18 protein-coding genes and 1 pseudogene are annotated in these 21699 nt (G+C 75.4%); 18 read left to right on the top strand and 1 reads right to left on the bottom strand.

Annotated elements, in window-relative coordinates; translation table 11 throughout:
* Nucleotides 1-76 precede the first annotated feature (76 nt).
* The 16 genes and pseudogenes from O2W17_RS02435 to holA all read left to right on the top strand — a co-directional run bounded on the left by O2W17_RS02435 (nucleotide 77) and on the right by holA (nucleotide 18612).
* Entirely contained in the window at nucleotides 77-3304 is a 3228-nt protein-coding gene (locus O2W17_RS02435; RefSeq protein WP_269190801.1) for an Rne/Rng family ribonuclease, read from the top strand.
* 220 nt (nucleotides 3305-3524) lie between these two features.
* Nucleotides 3525-3836: a 50S ribosomal protein L21 gene (gene rplU / locus O2W17_RS02430; protein WP_135129918.1), complete on the top strand. Its 312-nt coding sequence runs from the start codon at nucleotides 3525-3527 to the stop codon at nucleotides 3834-3836.
* A gap of 7 nt (nucleotides 3837-3843) precedes the next feature.
* Nucleotides 3844-4101: a 50S ribosomal protein L27 gene (rpmA, locus tag O2W17_RS02425; RefSeq protein WP_269190800.1), complete on the top strand. Its 258-nt coding sequence runs from the start codon at nucleotides 3844-3846 to the stop codon at nucleotides 4099-4101.
* A gap of 108 nt (nucleotides 4102-4209) precedes the next feature.
* The gene (gene obgE / locus O2W17_RS02420; RefSeq protein WP_269190799.1) at nucleotides 4210-5784 is read left to right on the top strand and encodes a GTPase ObgE; all 1575 of its coding nucleotides are present in this window, start codon (nucleotides 4210-4212) and stop codon (nucleotides 5782-5784) included.
* Nucleotides 5781-6908: a glutamate 5-kinase gene (gene proB, locus O2W17_RS02415; RefSeq protein ID WP_269190798.1), complete on the top strand. Its 1128-nt coding sequence runs from the start codon at nucleotides 5781-5783 to the stop codon at nucleotides 6906-6908. The genes obgE and proB overlap by 4 nt, the downstream gene beginning before the upstream one ends.
* 30 nt (nucleotides 6909-6938) lie before the next feature.
* Nucleotides 6939-7421 carry a peptide deformylase gene (locus O2W17_RS02410; RefSeq protein ID WP_269190797.1) on the top strand — a complete coding sequence of 161 codons (483 nt, stop codon included), beginning with the start codon at nucleotides 6939-6941 and terminating at the stop codon, nucleotides 7419-7421.
* A 46-nt stretch (nucleotides 7422-7467) separates the two neighbouring features.
* Entirely contained in the window at nucleotides 7468-8721 is a 1254-nt protein-coding gene (locus O2W17_RS02405; protein ID WP_269190796.1) for a glutamate-5-semialdehyde dehydrogenase, read from the top strand.
* Nucleotides 8722-8747: 26 nt separating this feature from the next.
* Nucleotides 8748-9635 (top strand): AAA family ATPase, encoded by an 888-nt coding sequence (locus O2W17_RS02400; protein WP_269190795.1) that lies wholly within the window; start codon nucleotides 8748-8750, stop codon nucleotides 9633-9635.
* Between the two features lie 11 nt (nucleotides 9636-9646).
* Nucleotides 9647-11059 (top strand): vWA domain-containing protein, encoded by a 1413-nt coding sequence (locus O2W17_RS02395; RefSeq protein WP_269190794.1) that lies wholly within the window; start codon nucleotides 9647-9649, stop codon nucleotides 11057-11059.
* A gap of 193 nt (nucleotides 11060-11252) precedes the next feature.
* Nucleotides 11253-11996 carry a nicotinate-nucleotide adenylyltransferase gene (gene nadD / locus O2W17_RS02390; protein ID WP_269190793.1) on the top strand — a complete coding sequence of 248 codons (744 nt, stop codon included), beginning with the start codon at nucleotides 11253-11255 and terminating at the stop codon, nucleotides 11994-11996.
* Complete coding sequence (gene rsfS, locus O2W17_RS02385) at nucleotides 11993-12418, top strand: ribosome silencing factor (protein ID WP_269190792.1); 426 nt, start codon at nucleotides 11993-11995, stop codon at nucleotides 12416-12418. Before nadD ends, rsfS begins: the two co-directional genes overlap by 4 nt.
* Entirely contained in the window at nucleotides 12415-13161 is a 747-nt protein-coding gene (locus tag O2W17_RS02380) for a histidine phosphatase family protein (RefSeq protein WP_269190791.1), read from the top strand. Before rsfS ends, O2W17_RS02380 begins: the two co-directional genes overlap by 4 nt.
* A 67-nt stretch (nucleotides 13162-13228) precedes the next feature.
* Nucleotides 13229-14131 carry a DegV family protein gene (locus O2W17_RS02375; protein WP_269190790.1) on the top strand — a complete coding sequence of 301 codons (903 nt, stop codon included), beginning with the start codon at nucleotides 13229-13231 and terminating at the stop codon, nucleotides 14129-14131.
* A 140-nt stretch (nucleotides 14132-14271) separates the two neighbouring features.
* Nucleotides 14272-15150 (top strand): ComEA family DNA-binding protein, encoded by an 879-nt coding sequence (locus O2W17_RS02370; protein WP_269190789.1) that lies wholly within the window; start codon nucleotides 14272-14274, stop codon nucleotides 15148-15150.
* Nucleotides 15147-17234 (top strand): annotated as a pseudogene (locus O2W17_RS02365) (ComEC/Rec2 family competence protein); the annotation flags it as partial. The gene O2W17_RS02370 and the pseudogene O2W17_RS02365, both read left to right, overlap by 4 nt.
* A gap of 373 nt (nucleotides 17235-17607) precedes the next feature.
* Complete coding sequence (gene holA, locus O2W17_RS02360) at nucleotides 17608-18612, top strand: DNA polymerase III subunit delta (protein WP_269190788.1); 1005 nt, start codon at nucleotides 17608-17610, stop codon at nucleotides 18610-18612.
* Between the two features lie 120 nt (nucleotides 18613-18732).
* On the opposite strand, the gene rpsT is transcribed toward holA, so the two are convergent.
* A complete protein-coding gene (rpsT, locus tag O2W17_RS02355) occupies nucleotides 18733-18993 on the bottom strand; it encodes a 30S ribosomal protein S20 (RefSeq protein ID WP_269190787.1) in 261 nt (86 codons plus the stop codon).
* A gap of 200 nt (nucleotides 18994-19193) precedes the next feature.
* Here rpsT and lepA point away from each other — a divergent pair, with 200 nt between their 5' ends.
* Nucleotides 19194-21044: a translation elongation factor 4 gene (gene lepA, locus O2W17_RS02350; protein WP_269190786.1), complete on the top strand. Its 1851-nt coding sequence runs from the start codon at nucleotides 19194-19196 to the stop codon at nucleotides 21042-21044.
* 23 nt (nucleotides 21045-21067) lie between these two features.
* Entirely contained in the window at nucleotides 21068-21694 is a 627-nt protein-coding gene (locus tag O2W17_RS02345; RefSeq protein ID WP_269190785.1) for an MOSC domain-containing protein, read from the top strand.
* Nucleotides 21695-21699: the final 5 nt, after the last annotated feature.

Below are 21699 nucleotides of genomic sequence, written 5' to 3'. Positions count from 1 at the left end.
CCCCGCCCCAACCCCGTGCTCCTGCGCGGCCGCCAGCACTTGGCGCCCGGGAGCACATGAGGAGGCGAGAGCCCTCGTGGCTGACACCGACCACCCGACCACCGAGACCGACGAGACCCAGGGAACCGGGGTCCCGGCGGGCACACCGCAGCCCGCCGAGGCCGAGGCGACCGGCATGCCGGTCACCCCCGACGAGGGGGCGCCCGCCGAGGACGCCGAGCAGCCGGCCGAGGACGCCGAGCAGCCGGCCGAGGACGCCGAGCAGCCGGCCGAGGACGCCGAGCAGCCGGCACCGGCCGACGAGCCGGACGCCGACGAGGCCGAGGAGTCCGCTGCCTCCCGGTTCGGCGCCCAGTTCAGCTCCCCGGAGCCCACCGCCGTCGTCGCCCGCCCCCGCCGCCGGGCGACCCGGCCGGCCGGCGCGGCCGCCCCCGATCCGGCCGAGGCCGCGCCCCCCGCACCCGCGGCCCCGGTCCCGGCCTTCATCAGCTTCATGGCCCCGCCCGTCGACGCCCCGCCGGCGCCGCGCCGGCGCAGCCGCCGTCCGGCGGAGTCGCCCGACCCCGAGGTGCTCGAGGAGCGCAGCGCCGACCGCGACAGCGCTGACGAGACCACGGACGAGGCGCCCCGCTCGCGCCGCAGCCGCTCGCGCCGCCGGTCGGCCGAGGAGCAGCCGGCGCCCGTCGAGGACGTCGCCGAGGACGAGCCGACCGAGGACACCGACGACAGCGACGAGTCGGGCGAGGACAGCGACGGCAACGGCTCCTCGGCCAGCCGGCGTCGCCGTCGCGGCCGGCGTGGCCGGGGCCGTGGCCGCAGCGGCGAGGACTCCGCCGACGCCGACGACGAGGACGCGCCCGAGCGCGCCGGCGCCGAGAGCGACGACGACGAGGACACCGACACCGCCGACGAACCGTCCGACAGCGAGGACGAGAACGAGGACGAGGGCTCGACCGGGTCGGGCACCCGGCGTCGCCGCCGTCGCCGCCGTCGCAGCGGCAGCTCCGGTGCCGAGGACTCCTCCGACGACACCGACGACGACGACCGCCCGGAGCGGGCCGGCCGCAACGGCCGCAGCACCAGCGACGACGACGTCCGCGGCATCGCCGGCTCCACCCGGCTCGAGGCCAAGCGCCAGCGCCGCCGGGACGGCCGGGACACCGGGCGCCGCCGCCAGCCGATCCTGACCGAGTCGGAGTTCCTCGCCCGCCGCGAGGCCGTCGACCGGAAGATGGTCATCCGGCAGCGCGGCGAGCGGACCCAGATCGCCGTCCTCGAGGACGACGTCCTCGTCGAGCACTACGTGACCCAGGCGCAGGCGACGTCCTTCGCCGGCAACGTCTACCTCGGCCGGGTGCAGAACGTGCTGCCCAGCATGGAGGCGGCGTTCGTCGACATCGGGAAGGGCCGCAACGCCGTCGTCTACGCCGGTGAGGTGAACTGGGACGCCGCCGGGCTCTCCGGCAAGCAGCGCTCCATCGAGCAGGCGTTCAAGTCAGGCGACAAGATCCTGGTGCAGGTCACCAAGGACCCGATCGGCCACAAGGGCGCCCGGCTGACCCAGCAGATCAACCTGCCCGGCCGCTTCCTGGTCTACGTGCCCGGTGGCTCGATGACCGGGATCAGCCGCAAGCTCCCCGACACCGAGCGGCAGCGGCTCAAGGACCTCCTCAAGCGGATCGTCCCCGACGACGCCGGCGTGATCATCCGGACCGCCGCGGAGGGCGCCTCGGAGGAGGAGCTCACCCGCGACGTCAACCGGCTGAAGGCGCAGTGGGACGTCATCAAGCAGAAGTCCGAGTCGACGTCGAACGCGCCGACGCTGCTCTACGGCGAGCCGGACCTGGCCATCCGGGTGATCCGCGACGTCTTCAACGAGGACTTCAAGGAGCTCGTGGTCCAGGGCGACGACGCCTGGGACACCGTCGAGGCCTACGTCGCGCACGTCAGCCCCGAGCTCACCGAGCGGCTCGCCCGCTACACCGGCCAGGGCGACGTCTTCCACGACCTGCGGATCGACGAGCAGCTGACCAAGGCGCTGGACCGCAAGGTGTGGCTGCCCTCGGGTGGCTCGCTGGTGATCGACCGGACCGAGGCCATGACCGTGGTCGACGTCAACACCGGGAAGTTCACCGGCTCGGGCGGCAACCTCGAGCAGACCGTGACGCGCAACAACATGGAGGCGGCCGAGGAGATCGTCCGCCAGCTCCGGCTGCGCGACATCGGCGGCATCATCGTCATCGACTTCATCGACATGGTGCTGGAGAGCAACCGCGACCTCGTGCTGCGGCGGCTGACCGAGTGCCTGGGCCGCGACCGCACCAAGCACCAGGTCGCCGAGGTCACCTCGCTGGGCCTGGTGCAGATGACCCGCAAGCGCGTAGGGCAGGGCCTGCTGGAGGTCTTCTCCGAGTCCTGCGAGCACTGCCGCGGGCGCGGGATCCTCGTGCACCTCGACCCGGTGGACGAGAAGCGCCGGGGCGGCGGCCCGGGCGGCAATGCCCCCGGCAACGCTTCCGGCGGTGGCGGCGGCGGCGGCAAGGATCCCGGTGGCCGGGACTCCGGGAACGGGCGCAACCGCGGCGGCGGCAAGGACGCCCCCGCCAAGGAAGCTCCTGCTCCGGAGGCCCCCGCCGCGGAGGCCGAGGAGACCGCCCAGCCGGCTGCAGCCGAGGCGCCGGCCGGGAACGGCGAGGCTACCGAGGGCGGCCGCAGCGGGGGACGCCGCGGCCGTGGCCGCCGCAACCGCGGGCAGTCCGGCGAGGAGCGTGCCGCCGAGGACGCCGCCGTGCTGTCCGGCGCCCGCCCCGACGAGGACGCGCCCGCGGGGGAGCCGGTGGCGGACGGCTCGGCCGAGACGGTGGAGGACATCGCCCCGGTGGCGGCTGCCGCGTCGTCGGAGCCCGGGTCGTCGGAGACCGAGCCGGAGGCCCCGGCCGGGACGGACGAGGCCGCGGCGATGACGCCCGCGCAGCGGCTCGACCCGCCGGTCACGATGGTCCAGCCGCTGCCCGAGACCGCGCCGGTCCCGGTGCCGACGGCGGAGCTCGACTTCGACGACGTGCTGCCGGCCGGCGAGGTCGGCGCGGTCGAGGCGCCGGAGCAGGACGCGATGCCGATCACCCCGGCCACGACGGCCGCCGACGTCGTCCCCGGTGGGGTGGCGCACGCCGCCGACTCCGGGGCGCAGGCCGACGGGCAGCCGCCCGCGGACCCGTCGGCGGGCGACGGGGAGCCGCCCGCGGCTCCGTCCCGGCCGCGCCGCCGCCGGGCCGCCAGCCGCCCGGCGGGCCCGCCCGCCTGAGGACCGACCCCCCTCCCCGCCGTGCGGGGAGGGGGTGCCCGGGGGCACGTCGACCCGTCGACCGACCTCGGGTACGCTGGACGGGTTGCTGCGCCACCGCGCAGGCGCCTCCGGGTGCCGCCGGGAGGGTGTGGGCAACTCGTCCAAGCACCCGGCGCCCGTTCCGGTCGTGCGCGCCGGACACAGAGCTTGACGTGAAGAAGCGAACGAGGAGTCAGTGGTGTACGCAGTGGTGAAGGCCGGTGGCAGCCAGCACAAGGTGGCCGTGGGCGACACGTTCACGATCAACCGCCTGCAGGGTGCGGCGGGCGACTCGGTCGCCCTCCCGGCCATCCTGCTGGTCGACGGGGACACCGTCACCAGCGACGCGGCGGCGCTGGCCAAGGTGACCGTGACCGGTGAGATCGTCGAGCACGGCAAGGGTCCGAAGATCCACATCCACAAGTTCAAGAACAAGACCGGGTACCACAAGCGGCAGGGGCACCGTCAGCCCCTGACCAGCGTCGTGGTCCGCGACATCTCGAAGGGCTGACGCCGACATGGCACACAAGAAGGGCGCCTCGTCCTCCCGCAACGGCCGCGACTCGAACGCGCAGCGCCTCGGCGTCAAGCGCTTCGGTGGACAGGTCGTGAAGGCCGGCGAGATCATCGTCCGCCAGCGCGGGACCCACTTCCACCCGGGCCTCGGCGTCGGCCGCGGCGGCGACGACACGCTGTTCGCGCTCGCGCCCGGCTCGGTCACCTTCGGCACGCGGCGGGGACGCAAGACCGTCTCCATCACCGCGGTCGAGGTCTGATCCCCAGTAGCAGTTCCGCTCACGAGCGCACGGGCCGACCGGCCCGTGCGCTCGTGGCGCTTGACAGGTAGGTAGGAGGCGGCGCGGACCCCGGTCCGCTCGGATCACATGGCCGCTTTCGTCGACCGCGTCACCGTCCACGTCGCCGCCGGTAACGGCGGGCACGGCGTGTCCTCGGTGCACCGCGAGAAGTACAAGCCGCTCGGTGGGCCCGACGGGGGCAACGGCGGGGACGGCGGCGACGTCGTCCTCGAGGTCGACCCCAACGTGCACACCCTGCTCGACTTCCACCACCGGCCGCACCAGAAGGCGGCCAACGGCCGCCCCGGCGCGGGCAGCAACCGGCACGGTGCCCGCGGGGAGGAGCGCGTGCTCCGGGTGCCCGAGGGCACCGTCGTGAGCACCCCCGACGGCCGGGTCATCGCCGACCTCGTCGGCGCCGGCACCCGCGTCGTCCTCGCCCACGGGGGCAAGGGCGGGCTGGGCAACGCCGCGCTGGCCAACGCCCGCCGCAAGGCCCCCGGCTTCGCGCTGCTCGGCGAGCCGGGCGAGGCCTTCGACGCCGTGCTCGAGCTCAAGAGCATCGCCGACGTCGGCCTGGTCGGGTACCCGTCGGCCGGCAAGTCCTCGCTGGTCGCGGCGATGTCCGCGGCCCGGCCGAAGATCGCCGACTACCCGTTCACCACGCTGGTGCCCAACCTGGGCGTGATCCGCTCGGGCGACACGGTCTACACGATGGCCGACGTCCCCGGGCTCATCCCCGGTGCGTCCACCGGCAAGGGCCTCGGCCTGCAGTTCCTCCGCCACGTGGAGCGGTGCGCCGTGCTGGTGCACGTCGTCGACATGGCGACGATGGAGCCCGGCCGCGACCCCGAGACCGACATCGAGGCGCTGGAGCACGAGCTCGCCGAGTACGGCGGCGACGAGCTGGACCTGGTCGGCCGGCTGCGGATCGCCGTGCTGAACAAGATCGACGTCCCCGACGGCCGGGAGCTGGTCGACCTGGTGCGCACCTCGCTTGAGGAGCGCGGGCTGCAGGTGTTCGCGGTCAGCGCCGCGACGGGGGAGGGGCTGGCCGCCTTCGGGTACGCGCTGGCCGCCGCCGTCGAGGAGCACCGGGCGTCGCTGCCCGCACCCGAGCCGGTGCGGGTCACCCTCACCCCGCGCGCGGTGGACGACAGCGGCTTCACCGTCGAGCGCGACCCCGACGATGCGGACGCCTTCGTCGTGCGCGGCGTCAAGCCCGAGCGCTGGGTGCGCCAGACCGACTTCACCAACGACGAGGCCGTGGGCTTCCTCGCCGACCGGCTCAACCGGCTCGGCGTCGAGGTGGAGCTGGCCAAGGCCGGTGCGCACGAGGGCGACGCCGTCACCATCGGCGACGTCACCTTCGACTGGTCCCCGACGCTGCCCGCCGGCAGCCTCACCGTCGAGGAGTCCGCCGGCCTGGGCGGCCGCGGCACCGACAACCGGCTGGAGAGCAACGAGCGGATCGGCGCCTCCGAGCGGCTGGCCGCCAAGCGCGCCCGCCGGGTGCCGTTCGAGGTGTCCGAGGGCGGCTGGACCGACGAGGACCTCGAGGACCTGCCGGTCGACGACGACCCGGCCGACGACGAGGACATCGAGGGCGGCCAGGGCGCGGAGGACGAGGCCCGCACCGGACCCGCGGACGGCTCCCGGTGACCGCCCTCGCCGCCGCCCGTCCCGGGATCGCCGCGGCCGGGCGGGTCGTGGTCAAGGTCGGCTCCTCGTCGCTGACCACCCTGCCCGGGGGCCTGGACGTCGAGCGGCTCACCGCGCTGGTCGACGAGCTGGCCGAGGTGCGTGCCTCCGGCCGCGAGGTCGTGCTCGTCTCCTCGGGGGCGATCGCCGCCGGCCTCGCGCCGCTGGGGCTGGACGGGCGCCCGCGCGACCTCGCCACCGCCCAGGCGGCGGCCAGCGTCGGTCAGCTCCGCCTGGTGCAGACCTACGCCGACGCCTTCGCCCGGCACGGGATCACCGTCGGGCAGGTGCTGCTCACCGCCGACGACCTGACCCGCCGCAGCCACTACCGCAACGCCCACCGGACGGTGGAGCGGCTGCTGTCGCTCGGCGTGCTGCCGATCGTGAACGAGAACGACACGGTCGCCACCGACGAGATCCGGTTCGGCGACAACGACCGGCTGGCGGCGCTGGTCGCGCACGTCGCGCAGGCCGGGGCGCTGGTGCTGCTCTCCGACGTCGACGGCGTCTACGACGGCGACCCGCGCACCGGCCCCGCGCAGCTGGTCGACACCGTGCGAAACCCCGCCGACCTCGCGGCGGTCACCCTCGGGTCGGCCACCCGCAACGGCGTGGGCACCGGGGGGATGGCGACCAAGGTGGAGGCCGCCTTCATCGCCGCGCACGCCGGCGTGCCCGTCGTCGTCACCTCCACCCCGCAGGCCGGCGACGCGCTGGCCGGCAACCGCGTGGGCACGCTGTTCGCCCCGATGGGCAAGCGGCCCAGCGCCCGGCAGTTCTGGCTGCGCTACGCCAGCCGCCCGCGGGGCCGGCTGATCCTCGACGAGGGCGCGGTCGTCGCCCTCCGCGACCGGCACGCCTCGCTGCTGGCCGCCGGCATCACCGGGACCGCCGGGGAGTTCCTCGCCGACGACCCGGTCGAGCTGGTCGGTCCCGACGGCGTCGTCGTCGCCCGCGGGCTGGTCGCCTACGACGCCCGCGAGATGCCCGCCCTCCTGGGCCGCAAGACCGGTGACCTGCCGCCGGAGCACCGCCGGGAGGTCGTGCACCGCGACGAGATGGTGCTGGTCGGACGCCTGCGCTGAGCGCCGTGGCCGGGCTGAGACACTGCCCGGGTGACGATCCGCCCCATCCGCGAGCTCGGTGATCCCGTGCTGCGCACCCCTTCCGACCCGGTCCGGGCCTTCGACGGCTGGCTGGCCGCGCTGGTCCGCGACCTCGAGGACACCGTCGACCACCCCGGGCGGGCCGGTGTCGCCGCGCCGCAGATCGGCGTGAACGTGCGCGCCTTCTCGTACAACATCGACGGCGTCATCGGGCACATGGTCAACCCCGTCATCGTCGAGCGGTCCGAGGAGATCCAGGACGGCGACGAGGGCTGCCTGTCGGTACCGGGGATCTGGGCGCCGACGGTCCGGGCCCTGCGCTGCGTGGCCGAGGGCTTCGACGTCGACGGCAAGCCGCTGCGGCTGGAGGGCGAGGGGCTGATGGCCCGCTGCCTGCAGCATGAGGTCGACCACCTCGACGGCAAGGTCTTCCTCGACCGGCTCACCGGCGACGCGCGGAAGGCGGCGCTGCGGGCCCTGCGCGACCGCTGAGCCCGACGGGCGTGCTCCGTCGTAGGCCCCGCGTACCCTCGCGGACGTGTCCGACGTCTCCGGCCTGCCGCTGATCGGTGCCGCCGCGCTGCGTGCGCGGTCGGCCGCCCGGGTGCTGCGCACCCTGCCCACCGACACCAAGGACGCCGCGCTGACGGCGATGGCCGAGGCGCTGGTCGAGCGGACCGAGGAGATCCTCGCCGCGAACGCCGCCGACGTCGACGCCGCACGGGCCGACGGCACGCCCGAGGCGATCCTCGACCGGCTCCGGCTGGACCCCGCCCGCGTGGCCGGGGTCGCCGACGCGCTGCGCCAGCTGGTCGCGCTGCCCGACCCGGTGGGCGACGTCGTCCGCGGCTCGCGGCTGGCCAACGGCCTGGAGCTCAAGCAGGTCCGCGTGCCGCTCGGCGTCGTCGGCATCGTGTACGAGGCCCGGCCCAACGTCACCGTCGACGCGGCGGGGCTCTGCCTCAAGAGCGGCAACGCGGCGCTGCTGCGCGGCTCCGCGTCGGCCTTCCGGACCAACACCGCGCTGATCGCCGTCCTCACCGACGCCGGCGAGAAGGCCGGCCTGCCGGCCGGGTTCGTCGAGCTGCTGCCCGCCGACCGGGCTTCGGTGGGGGAGCTGCTGAGCGCCCGCGGGCACGTCGACGTGGTGATCCCGCGCGGTGGGGCCTCGCTGATCCAGCGGGTCGTGCGCGAGTCCCGGGTGCCGGTCATCGAGACGGGCGAGGGCAACTGCCACGTCTACGTGGACGCGTCCGCGGATCCGGCGATCGCCGAGGCGGTCGTGCTCAACTCCAAGACCCACCGGGTGAGCGTCTGCAACTCCGCCGAGACGCTGCTGGTGCACAAGGACGTGCCCTTCCTCCCGCGGCTGCTGGCCGCGCTGGCCGGCGCCGGCGTCACCCTGCACGGCGACGACACCGCCCGGTCCGCCCACGACGCGGTCGTGCCGGCCACCGACGAGGACTGGGCGACCGAGTACCTGTCGATGGACATGGCGGTGCGGATCGTCGACGACCTGCCGCAGGCCCTCGACCACATCGCGCGGTGGAGCACCGGCCACACCGAGGCGATCGTCGCCGACTCCGCCCGCGCCATCGCCGACTTCACCGATGGGGTGGACGCCGCCGCCGTGCTGGTCAACGCCTCCACCAGGTTCACCGACGGCGGGGAGTTCGGCTTCGGCGCCGAGATCGGCATCTCCACCCAGAAGCTGCACGCCCGCGGCCCGCTCGGCCTGCCCGAGCTGACCTCCACCACCTACGTCGTGACGGGGTCCGGGCACACCCGCTGACCCCGCCCGCCCCACCGAGGAGCCGCATGCCCCGCCCGCCGTCCCAGTCCCCGAACTTCTCGTCGGTCGCGGACGTCAGCAAGCGGCTGTCGACCGCCGGCTACCTGCCCGACGCGCAGATCGCGACGACGGTGTTCCTCGCCGACCGCCTCGGCAAGCCGCTGCTGGTGGAGGGCCCGGCCGGCACCGGGAAGACCGAGCTGGCCAAGGCGCTGGCGGCGGCCACCGGGTCGGAGCTGATCCGGCTGCAGTGCTACGAGGGCCTGGACGAGGCCCGCGCGCTGTACGAGTGGAACTACAAGAAGCAGCTGCTGCGCATCCAGGCCTCGCAGGCCGAGGGCGGCGCGGACTGGGACACCGTCCACGACGACATCTTCGGCGAGGAGTTCCTGCTCTCCCGGCCGCTGCTGACCGCGATCCGCCGCACCGAGCCCACCGTGCTGCTCATCGACGAGACCGACAAGGCCGACGTCGAGGTGGAGGGCCTGCTGCTGGAGGTGCTGAGCGACTTCCAGGTCACCATCCCGGAGCTCGGCACGATCACCGCGACCCGCCGGCCGATCGTCGTCCTCACCTCCAACGCCACCCGAGAGCTGTCCGAGGCGCTCAAGCGGCGCTGCCTCTACCTGGCGCTGGACTACCCGAGCGCCGAGCGGGAGCGGGAGATCGTGCTCTCGCGCGTGCCCGACCTCGCCCCGGGGCTGGCCGACCAGCTGGTCCGCACGGTGCGGGCGCTGCGCGGGCTGGAGCTGAAGAAGTCGCCGTCGATCTCGGAGACCCTCGACTGGGCGCAGACGCTGCTCGAGCTCGGCCTGGACACCCTCGACGAGCCGGCGATGGCGTCGACCCTCGGGGTGGTGCTCAAGCACGCCAGCGACCAGACCCGCGCCGCGGCCGAGCTGCGGCTGAACTGATGGAGGCGCGGGTGGTTCCCGGCGGGCGCTCCGGCGGGCTGGCCGGCCACCTGGACGGGTTCGTCCGGGCGGTCCGCGAGGCCGGCATCCCGGTGGGCATCAGCCAGGCGGTCGATGCGGCGGAGATCCTCACCGTCGTCGACCTGCTCGACCGCGAGCAGCTGCGCCACGGGCTCGCCGCGGTGCTGCTGCAGCGGGCCGCCCAGCGTCCGACCTACGACGTCCTGTTCGACCTGTGGTGGCCGCTCGGTGACCGCCCGGCCGCCGACCCGGAGGACGGCGACGGCACGGGGGAGCCGGGGCAGTCCACCCTGGACGTCCCCGACGACGCCGACCTGGCCGCGCAGATGCGGGCCGAGCTGCTCCGGCTGCTGCAGGACGGCGACCCCGAGACGCTGCGCCGGTTCGCCCGCGACGCCGTCGACCTCCTCGGGCAGGGGCAGCCGACCCCTTCGGGGCAGTCGTACTTCAGCTACCGGGTCATGCGGGCGCTGTCACCGGACACGCTGGTGGCGCAGCTGCTCGCCGGGCTGCTCGGCGACTCCGGCCGCGGCGGGCTGGCCGAGCAGGTCGCCCGGCAGACCGTCCGCGACCGCCTGGCGGCCTTCCGCGCCGCGGTCGAGGCGGAGGTGCGGCGGCGGACGGCGGCGGAGAAGGGGCGTGACCGCGTCGCCAAGAACGCGGTGCGCCCGCTCGCCGACCAGGTGGACTTCCTGCGTGCCCAGGCCGCCGACCTGGCCGAGCTGCGCCGGGCGGTCGCGCCGCTGGCCCGCCGGCTGGCCGTCCGGCTCTCCGCCCGCCGGAAGATGGGGCGCCAGGGCCGGCTGGACTTCCGCAAGACCGTGCGGGCCTCGCTCGGCACCGGCGGTGTCCCGGTGGTCACCCACCACCGGCCGCGCAAGGTGCACAAGCCCGAGCTCGTGGTGCTCTGCGACGTCAGCGGCTCGGTGGCCGGGTTCAGCCACTTCACGCTGATGCTCACCCAGGCGTTGCGCGAGCACTTCACCGGCGTGCGGGCCTTCGCGTTCGTCGACTCCACCGACGAGGTGACCCGGTTCTTCCGGCCCGGGGTGGACGTCGCCGACGCCATCGCCCGGATCGGCCGCGAGGCGCAGGTGGTCGGCTTCGACGGGCACAGCGACTACGGCACTGCGCTCGAGGTCTTCGCCGACCGCTGGGCCTCGGCCATCGGCCCGAAGACGTCGCTGCTCGTGCTCGGCGACGGGCGGACCAACTACCGGCAGCCGGGGGTCCCGGTGCTGGCCGGCCTCGTCTCGAAGGCCCGGTCGGCGCACTGGCTGAACCCGGAACCGCGCCGGCTCTGGGGCAGCGGCGACTCCGCGGCCGACCGCTACGGCGAGGTCATCGACATGGTCGAGTGCCGCAACGCCGCCCAGCTGGCGGACTTCGTCACCACGCTCTGAGCTGCCACCGGTAGACGTGCCGACGTGTCGACCTACCGGCAGGTCGACACGTCGACGAGTCGGTACGGGACCCACGGGCCAGCCGGGCGCACGGCTGCGCCCGCCCGGCCGACGGCCCGGTCGGACGGTGCCGCGGGGGCCGGGGCCGGTCCTCGCGGGGCCGCCCCCGGTGGCCCCCGGTTACGCTCGGCCGGTGGCAGGACGACGAGTGGGCGTGATGGGCGGGACGTTCGACCCCATCCACCACGGCCACCTGGTCGCCGCCAGCGAGGTCGCCGGCCTGTTCGGGCTCGACGAGGTCGTCTTCGTGCCGACCGGTGAGCCGTGGCAGAAGAGCGACCAGTCGGTCAGCCCGGCCGAGGACCGGTACCTGATGACGGTCATCGCCACCGCGTCGAACCCGCGCTTCTCCGTCAGCCGGGTCGACATCGACCGGGGCGGTCCCACGTACACCTTCGACACGCTCACCGACCTGCAGGCCCAGCGGCCCGGCGCGGAGCTGTTCTTCATCACCGGTGCCGACGCGCTGGCCCAGATCATGACCTGGCGCGACGGCGCCCGGTGCTTCGAGCTGGCGCACTTCATCGGGGTGACCCGCCCGGGCTACCCGCTGGGCGACTCGCACCTGCCCGAGGGTGGCGTGAGCCTGGTCGAGATCCCGGCGCTGGCCATCAGCTCGAGCGACTGCCGGGCGCGCGTGGGCCGGGGGATGCCCGTCTGGTACCTCGTGCCCGACGGCGTCGTGCAGTACATCGAGAAGCGCGGTCTCTACCGGGACGCGCCGCGTTCCGCTCCGGGGGAGGTCGGCGACGGCCGCCCCGCCGGGGACCGGCCCACCTACGACCGCCCACCCCCCGCCGCGACGGGGAACACCCTGCCCCGCGACGGCGCTCCTGCTGAATCCACGACTTCCCACCTCCAGGAGGTGCCCCGATGACCGCCTCGCCCGAGGCCCGGGAGACCGCTCTGCTGGCCGCCCAGGCGGCTGCGGACAAGCTGGCCGTCGACGTGTCAATCGTCGACGTCAGCGAGCGGCTCGCCATCACGGACGCGTTCGTCCTCGCGTCCGCCCCCAACGAGCGGCAGGTCCAGGCCATCGTCGACGAGGTCGAGGAACGGCTCCGGGAGCACGGCGTGAAGCCGGTGCGCCGCGAGGGCGTCGCCGAGGCGCGGTGGGTGCTGCTCGACTTCGTCGACGTCGTGGTGCACGTCCAGCACGCCGAGGAGCGGGCCTACTACGCCCTCGAGCGGCTATGGAAGGACTGCCCCACCATCCCCTTCACCGACGCCGCCGCTCCCGTTCCCGGCGGGTCGACCGACGCCGGCTCCCCGTCCGTCGCGGAGACGGCCGGCCAGTGACCTCGCCGGCCCTGCCCGAGCTGCCGGTGACCCGATTGCTGGTCTGGCGGCACGGCCGGACCGCGTGGAACGCCGCGGGTCGCTTCCAGGGGCAGCTCGACCCGCCGCTGGACGACGTCGGGCGGGCGCAGGCCGGTCACGCCGCACCGCACCTGGTGGCGGCCGCCCGCCTGGCGGGGCGGTCCACCGCGGTGGTGGCCAGTGATCTGGTGCGCGCCGCCGACACCGCCCGGGCGCTGACCGACCTGCTCGACGTGCCGCTGCAGCTGGACCCCCGGCTGCGCGAGCACGGCATGGGCAGCTGGGAAGGGCTGACCCGCGACGAGGTGGCCGGCCGCTTTCCCGAGCAGTACGCCGACTGGCTGGCCGGCGGCACGGTGCGGGGGCGCGGTGGCGAGGAGACGGCGGCGGTGGCCGAGCGGGTGCTCGGCGCGCTCCTCGACCTGCCCCCGGTCGAGGTGGCGGTCGTGGTGACCCACGGCGGCACGAGCGGCCGGCTGATCGAGCGGCTGCTCGAGCTGGGGCCGGACCACCGGCGCGTCTTCGGACCGCTGGGCAACTGCGCGTGGAGCGAGCTGGCCCGCCAGAGCGGCCGGTGGCGGCTGCTCCGGCACAACTCCTCGGCCGGACCGCTGCCCGAGGGCCTCGCCGTCCCACCGGCGGAGCGGCTGCGGGCCGACCGCCCGGCGGGTGCCCCGGCGGACGCCGGCGCCGGACCGACGCAGGACGCCGACGCCGTCTGAGCCGGGTCGGCGGGGCGCCAGGGGCTCCGGTCCGGCTCCATGCCCCGGCGGCCGCTAGCCTCGCCGGGTGCCCGTCGCCGTCCTCACCGATTCGACGGCCTACCTGCCCCGGGACCTCGCCGCCGAGTACGGCGTCCACGTGGTGCCGCTGTACGTCGTGCTGGCCGGCCGCTCGGGGCGCGAGGGCGAGGACATCAGCTCCGCGGACGTGGCGAAGGCGCTGTCGTCGCGAGGGCAGCGGGTCTCGACCTCCCGCCCGACGCCGGGTGACTTCCTCGCCGCCTACCGGGCCGCGCTCGACGCCGGCGCCGACCGGCTGGTGTCGGTGCACTTGTCCGCGGAGCTCTCCGGTACCTGGGACGCAGCCCGGGTCGCCGCCTCGCAGGTGGGCGAGCACATCGTCTCGGTCGTCGACTCCCGCTCCGCGGCGATGGGCACCGGGTTCGCCGTCCTCGAGGCCGCCCGCGCGGCCGCGGCGGGGGCGGAGCGCGACGAGGTGGCCCGGATCGCCCGGGAGGCCGCGGCGCGCACCCGCACGCTGTTCGTCGTCGACACCCTCGAGCACCTGCGCCGCGGCGGCCGGATCGGCTCCGCGGCCGCGGTGCTCGGGTCGGCGCTCGCGGTGAAGCCGGTGCTGCACGTCGTGGACGGGCGGGTGGTGCCGCTGGAGAAGGTGCGCACCTCGGCCCGTGCGCTCGGGCGCCTGGTGCAGCACGTCGTCGAGCACGCCGGGGACCGGGAGGTCTCCCTCGCCGTCCACCACCTCGCCGCGGCCGAGCGGGCGGACCGGCTCGTGTCCGAGCTCCGCGAGCGGGTGCCCCGCCTCCGCGAGCTGTACGTGAGCGAACTGGGCGCGGCGATCGGCGCGCACGTCGGCCCCGGCGCGGTCGGCGTCGTCGTCGCCACCGGCGCCGAGGCCCCGGACGAGCCGGGAGCCGTTCCCGGGGAGGACGACGACCGGACGCACTGAGCGGGAGCGGGCTGGACGCATCGGCACAGGGTGCACCGGACAGGGGCCGCAGGGCCGTCCGGCGTCCACAGGGTGGGGCGGCATCCACAGATCCGGCGGATGGGCTCCGGCGGGGAGGGGGCCTTCCTAGCGTCCCCGGGGTGCGCCTCCACCTCCGCCGCGACGACGACGCCGACGTCATCCGCGCCCGCCTGCGGGCCGTCCTGGCGGAGCCGCGCACGTCCGCGGGCGGCTGGCTGCCCGACGACGACGGGGACGGAGCCGGATGGTCGGCGCCGGCCGACGACCGGGTGACCGTGCCGATCGAGGCCGGGGGCGACGCGGAACGGCCGGAGGGTGTCGGCCGGCACCGGGCACCCGGCACGACGGTGCGCTGGCATCCCGGCCGGCCGGGCACCCGGGCGATCTGGGCGGCCGCCCTGGCGGCGGTGCTCCTGGTGCTCGGCTGGACGTGGTGGGAACGGCCCCGGGTGGAGCCGGCAGCCGCGGCGGTACCGACCACGCCCGGCAGCCCGGCGTCCCTCTCCACGCCACCCGGTGACGCGGCCGGGGAGGAGGGCACGGCGCCCGGGACCCCCTCGGGGACGGCCGCCACGGTGGTGGTCTCCGTGGTGGGCCAGGTGGCGCGCCCGGGCCTGGTCACGCTGGCCTCCGGGGCCCGGGTGGCCGACGCGGTCGCCGCGGCCGGCGGCATGCTGCCCGATGCCGACCCCGCCTCGGTGAACCTGGCCGCTCCGCTGACCGACGGGCAGCAGGTCGCCGTGGGCGTGCCCGGGGCGGTCCCGGACGGCGCCCCGGCCGGCGGTGCTCCCGCCGGGACCGGTGGCGGCCGGGTCGACCTCAACACGGCCGGGGTCAGCGAGCTCGACGCGCTACCGGGCATCGGACCGGTCCTCGCCCAGCGGATCGTCGACCACCGCGCCCGCACCGGCGGCTTCCGCAGCGTCGAGGAACTGGACGACGTCCCGGGTATCGGCCCGACCACCGCCGCGGAGCTGGCCGAGCTGGTGGGCGTGTGAGCGGCGCACCGCGCCGGGCGGCCCGTCGGGCGCCGGATCCGCCGCCCGACCGGTGGCGGTGGCTGGACCTGCGGCTGTGGCCGCTCGCCGGGGCGGTCTGGGCGGTGGGCCTGGCCGCTCCCTTCCTCGCACCGCCGGTCCTCCTCGCCCTGGCGGGCACCGCTCTGGCCGCGGCGGCGGTGCTCGCCCGTGCTCGCGGCCACCGGGCCGCCGTGGTGCTGGTCGTCCTGGCCGGGATCGCGGCCGCCTCCGTCGTCGCGGCGGCGCGGGGAGCCGCCCGCGACGCCTCACCGCTGCGGGCGGCGGCCACGGCCGGCGGGACGGCGGAGGTGGTGCTGACCGTGCGCAGCGACCCACGGCTCCTGGCCGGGCCGGGCGCCCCGCGGGTGGTCCTCGACGCCCGCGCCACCGGGTACGCCGACGGCGCCGGGGTCCACCGGCTGCACGACGCCGTCCTGGTCTTCGCGCCGGCCGAGGGCTGGAGGAGCCTGCTCCCGGGCCAGGAGCTCCGCGTGCGGGCGGGGCTCGCGCTGCCGGAGCCGGGCCGGGACGTCGTCGCGGTGCTGTCGGCGCGCGGGCCACCGGAGCGCCTGGCGCCGCCGGGAGCGGGCCAGCGGGTGGCGGGCGCGCTGCGGGAGTCCCTGGTCGCCGCCTCCACGCGGCTGCTGGGGGAGCGGGTCGGTGGATTGCTGCCCGGCCTGGTGGTCGGCGACACCCGCGCCATGGATCCCCTGCTCGAGGAGGAGTTCCGCGCGGCCGGGCTGGCCCACCTCACCGCCGTCTCGGGGGCCAACGTCGCGATCCTGATCGCCGGCGTCCTCCGGCCGTTGCGGCGCCGCGCCGTCGACCGGCGGGTGCAGGCCCTGGTCGCGCTGCTCGCGCTGGTCGGCTTCGTCGTCCTGGCCCGGCCGAGCGCGAGCGTGCTGCGGGCCGCGGCCATGGGGGCCGTGACGCTGGTCGCCCTCGCCTCGGGACGGCCGCGGGCGGCCCTGCCGGCCCTCGGTGCGGCGGTGACCGTGCTCCTCGTGGCGGAGCCCCGGCTGGCGCGCGACCCGGGCTTCGCGCTGTCGGTCGTCGCGACCGGGGCGATCGTGCTGCTCGCCCCGGCCTGGGCCCGGCGGCTGCGCCGGCGCGGCTGGCCGGCGCTGGCGGCCGACGCCGTCGCCGTCAGTGTGGCCGCCGGCCTCGCCACCGCCCCGCTCCTCGCCGGGCTGACCGGGACGGTGAGCCTGGTGTCCGTGCCGGCGAACCTGCTGGCCGCCCCCGCCGTGCCCCCGGCGACCGTCCTCGGGCTGCTGGCGGCACCGGCCGGCCTGGCCGCCCCCTGGCTCGGGGACCTCCTCGTCCACCTCGCCGGCTGGCCGGTGCGCTGGATCGTCGTCGTCGCCGAGCGCGCCGCGGGAGCGCCGGACGCGGTCGCCGGCTGGCCGGCCGGGACGGTCGGCGCGCTCGCCCTCACCGCGCTGCTGCTGGCCGCGGTATGGGCGCTGTGGCGGTTCCCCCGGCTGCGCCCCCTCGGGCTGGCGGCGCTCGTCGGGGTCGTCGTCGTGGGCTGGCCGCTGCGCCAGCAGCTGGACGGCTGGCCGCCGGCCGACGCGGTGCTCGTCGCCTGCGACGTGGGCCAGGGGGACGCGCTGGTGCTCCCGCTGGGCGCCGGGCAGGGTGTGCTGGTCGACGCCGGGCCGGAGGTCGTCCCGGTCGACCGCTGCCTGGACCGGCTGGGCATCGACGAGCTGCCCCTCGTCCTGCTCTCGCACCTGGACGCCGACCACGTGGGCGGCCTGGCGGGTGCGGTGCACGGCCGCACCGTCGGGGTGGTGGCCACCGGCACGCTGTCGCCGGCCGACGCGCGGGCCACGGCGGTCGACGCGCTGGTGCGGCGCGCCGGGGGCACCCGCGTGGTCCTCGTCCCGGGCGACCACCGCACCCTCGGCGGCGTCGAGCTGGAGGTGCTCGCACCCGACCCGCGACGGGCCACCGCAGGGGCCGAGGCCAACGACCTGTCGCTGGTCGTCCGGGTGACCGCGCCAGGAGGCCTGCGGCTGCTGCTCACCGGGGACCTGGGTGCCGAGGCCGAGACCCGGCTGCTGCGCGAGGGGGTCGACCTGCGCGCCGACGTGCTCAAGGTGCCGCACCACGGCAGCGGGGACGCCGACCCGGCCTTCCTCGCCGCGACCGGGGCCGGCACCGCGCTGATCTCGGTGGCGGCGGACAACACCTACGGGCATCCGGCGCCCCGGCTGCTCCGCTGGCTGGCCGAGGCCGGCATGCGGGTGCACCGCACCGACCGGGACGGTGACCTGGCGGTGGTGGGCCGGGCGGGGGAGTGGGGCGTCGCGGCCCGCGGCAAGGAGGCCGGTGCCCCCGCCGGGGCGGCGGGACCGACCGCCCCGGCGGCGCCCGCCGGGTCCCGGACGGGCGGCGGGAACCGTCGGCCGCGCGTGGCACCATGCAGGCGTGCCTGCCGCTGCCGTCGAGCCCACGTCGCGCCTGCGGGTGGTGATCGGCGAGGAGGAGCTGCTCCGCTCACGTGCCGTCGGCGCCGTGCGCACGGCCGTCCTCGGTCGCCACCCCGACGCGGAGCTGCACGAGCTGGCCGCTCTCGGGCTGCCGGTGGGGCAGCTGGCCGACGTGCTGGCACCGTCGCTGTTCGGCGGGCACCGGATGGTGGTGGTCACCGGGGTGCACGAGTCGGCCGGCGCGCTTGCCGACTCGCTCACCGCCTACGCCAAGGACCCGGACCCCGACCTGACGCTGGTCATCGTCCACTCCGGGGGCAAGCGCAACGAGGCGCTCGTCAAGGCCTTCAAGGCCGCCGGCGCGGCGGTCGACGAGTGCCCGAAGGTCAGCTCCGTCGGCGACCGCATCGCGTTCGTGCGCAACGAGGTGCGCCGGCTGGGCGGGCGCATCGCCCCCGAGGCGGTCACCGCGCTGGTCGACGCCATCGGCGCCGACCTGCGCTCCCTGTCGGCCGCCGCGAGCCAGCTCGTCTCCGACTTCGGCGGCAGCATCGACGCCGACGACGTCGCCCGGTTCCACCGCGGGCAGGCGGAGGTCACCGGCTTCACCGTCGCCGAGCGGGTGCTGACCGGCGACCGGGCGGGCTCGATCGAGATGCTGCGCTGGGCGCTGGACCGCGGGGTCGCGCACGTCCTGATCGCCGATGCGATCGCCGACGGCGTGCGCACCGCCGCCCGGGTGGCCTCGCTGAGCTCGACCAACCCCGGGGACCTCGCCCGCACGCTGAAGATGCCGCCCTGGAAGGTGAAGAAGGCGCAGGCTCAGGCGCGCGGCTGGAGCATCGAGGGCCTGCAGCTGGCGCTCGGCGTGGCTGCCGACCTCAACGCCGACGTCAAGGGGGTCGCCGCCAGCGCGGACTACGCGCTCGAGCGGGCCATCCGGCGGATCGTCACGATCCGCGCCGAGACCGGCCGCGGCCGGCCGGCCCGCACCGGTCGCTGAACGACGGGCGGGTCCCGGCGGCCGGCGTGTCGCGCCCTGGCTGCAGGAAATGCGACGAGCCCCCGTCCCGGCGGGACAGGGGCTCGTTCGGGACCGCGCCGACGGCGCGGCATCACCGGCTCAGAGGCCGGCGACCTGCTTGGCCAGCCCCGACTTGCGGTTGGCGGCCTGGTTCTTGTGGATGACGCCCTTGCTGGCGGCCTTGTCCAGCTGCTTGGCAGCGGCCTGGTAGGCGGCGCCCGCGGCAGCGGCGTCCCCGGCCTCGGCGGCGCTGCGGACGCGCCGGACGGCCGTCTTCAGGGCGGACTTGACCGCGACGTTGCGCTGACGCGCCTTCTCGTTGGTCTTGATCCGCTTCAACTGGGACTTGATGTTCGCCACGCGTGAGCCTCGGTGTCTCGACAGGAGGGAGTACTTCTGACAGTGCGTCCGGGCTTGCGCCACAGGACCGGCCTGCAAAGATACCAGCGTCCCGGCGCCGGCCCCAACCCGCCGTCCGGGGACGTCGGGCACACCCCGGACGCACCCGGCGACGCGCCCGCCTTCGGCCCGGGGGCGGGACGTGGGACGATGGCGGCACTGTGACGACTCCTGCTGCCACCGATCCGGCCCGCATCCGGAACTTCTGCATCATCGCCCACATCGACCACGGCAAGTCGACGCTGGCCGACCGGATGCTGGAAGTCACCGGAATCGTCGAGGGCCGGAACATGCGCGCCCAGTACCTCGACCGCATGGACATCGAGCGCGAGCGCGGCATCACCATCAAGGCGCAGAACGTCCGCCTGCCGTGGACGCCGCGGACCGGCGAGGACACCAGCACCGAGTTCGTGCTCGACATGATCGACACCCCGGGCCACGTGGACTTCACCTACGAGGTGTCCCGGTCGCTGGCCGCCTGCGAGGGCGCCGTGCTGCTGGTCGACGCCGCGCAAGGCATCGAGGCCCAGACGCTGGCGAACCTGTACCTGGCGCTGGAGAACGACCTCACGATCATCCCGGTCCTCAACAAGATCGACCTGCCGGCCGCCCAGCCGGAGAAGTACGCCGCGGAGATCGCGCACATCATCGGCTGCGACCCCGACGACGTCATGCGGGTCAGCGGCAAGACCGGGGTGGGCGTGCCCGAGCTGCTCGACCGGATCGTCACCGACATCCCCGCTCCGACGGGCGTGGCCGAGGGGCCGGCCCGGGCGATGATCTTCGACTCGGTCTACGACATCTACCGCGGCGTCATCACCTACGTGCGCGTGGTCGACGGGCGCATCTCGGCCCGCGAGAAGATCAAGATGATGTCCACCGGCGCCACGCACGAGCTGCTGGAGATCGGCGTCATCTCGCCCGAGCCCAAGCCGGTCGGCTCCCTGGGCGTCGGCGAGGTCGGCTACTTCATCACCGGGGTGAAGGACGTCCGCCAGTCCCGCGTCGGCGACACGGTCACGCTGTCGAGCAAGCCGGCGGCGGAGTCCATCGGCGGCTACCGCGACCCCAAGCCGATGGTCTACTCCGGCCTCTACCCGATCGACGGCAGCGAGTACCCGCTGCTGCGCGAGGCGCTGGACAAGCTGCTGCTCAACGACGCCGCGCTGGTCTACGAGCCGGAGACCTCGGCGGCGCTGGGCTTCGGCTTCCGCGTCGGCTTCCTCGGGCTGCTGCACCTGGAGATCGTCCGCGAGCGGCTGGAGCGCGAGGCGGGCATCAGCCTGATCTCGACGGCGCCGAACGTCGTCTACCGGGTGATCATGGAGGACGGCACCGAGCACACGGTGACCAACCCGAGCGACTGGCCCGAGGGCAAGATCGACCGCGTCTTCGAGCCGATCGTCAACGCCACGGTCATCGCGCCCAGCGACTACACCGGCGCGATCATGGAGCTCTGCCAGGGCCGTCGCGGCCAGCTCGGCGGGATGGACTACCTGAGCGAGTCCCGCGTCGAGCTCCGCTACACGCTGCCCCTCGGCGAAATCATCTTCGACTTCTTCGACGCGCTGAAGTCCCGCACCCGCGGCTACGCCTCGCTCGACTACCAGGAAGCCGGCGAGCAGGAGTCCGCGCTGGTCAAGGTGGACATCCTGCTGCAGGGTGAGGCCGTCGACGCGTTCAGCGCGATCGTGCACAAGGACAAGGCCTACAGCTACGGCGTGATGATGGCCGGCAAGCTGCGCGAGCTGATCCCGCGGCAGCAGTTCGAGGTGCCCATCCAGGCCGCCGTCGGCTCCCGGGTGATCGCCCGCGAGACGGTGCGCGCCATCCGCAAGGACGTCCTCGCCAAGTGCTACGGCGGTGACATCACCCGCAAGCGGAAGCTGCTGGAGAAGCAGAAGGAGGGCAAGAAGCGGATGAAGATGGTCGGCCGCGTCGAGGTCCCCCAGGAGGCGTTCGTCGCCGCGCTGTCCACCAACGAGTCCACGGCCTCCGCCAAGCCGAAGTGACGGCGCGGCTCGACGCCGTCTGCGTGTCCGGCCCGGACCTGCTGCCGCTGCCCGGCCGCCGGCCGGACCGCAGCGGCATCGCCAAGAAGCCGGTGGCCGGCCGGGTCGCCGTCGGCGAGCTGGGACTGGATGGCGACGTCCAGGTCAACCGCAAGTACCACGGCGGCGAGGGGCAGGCCGTGTACGCCTACGCCCAGGAGGACGCCGACTGGTGGTCGGCCGAGCTGGGCCGCGACCTGCCGGCCGGGATGTTCGGCGAGAACCTCCGGACGTCGGGCCTCGACCTCACCGGCGCCCTCCTCGGTGAGCGCTGGCGGGTCGGCACGGCCCTGCTGGAGGTCACCGCGCCGCGGATCCCGTGCGCCAACCTCGCCCGGTTCTGGGACGAGCCGCAGCTGGTCAAGCGGTTCACCGCCCACGGCGCCAGCGGGGCCTACCTACGGGTGCTGGAGACCGGGGAGATCGGGGCCGGGGACGACGTCGAGATCGTGGCCCGCCCCGAGCACGAGGTGACGATCGGGCTCACCTTCCGGGCCTTCACGACGCAGAAGTACCGGCTGCCGCAGCTCACGCCCGCACTGGCGTTCCTGCCGCTCAGGAACCAGCCGGCGATCGCCGCGAAGATCGAGGCCCGAGCCGTCCGCGGCTGAGCCGA

The sequence above is a fragment of the Blastococcus sp. VKM Ac-2987 genome (genome assembly GCF_026967805.1).
Lineage (GTDB): Bacteria > Actinomycetota > Actinomycetes > Mycobacteriales > Geodermatophilaceae > Blastococcus.
The sequence above is the reverse complement of the archived record's forward strand: the minus strand, read 5'-3'. Positions and strand labels throughout refer to the sequence as shown.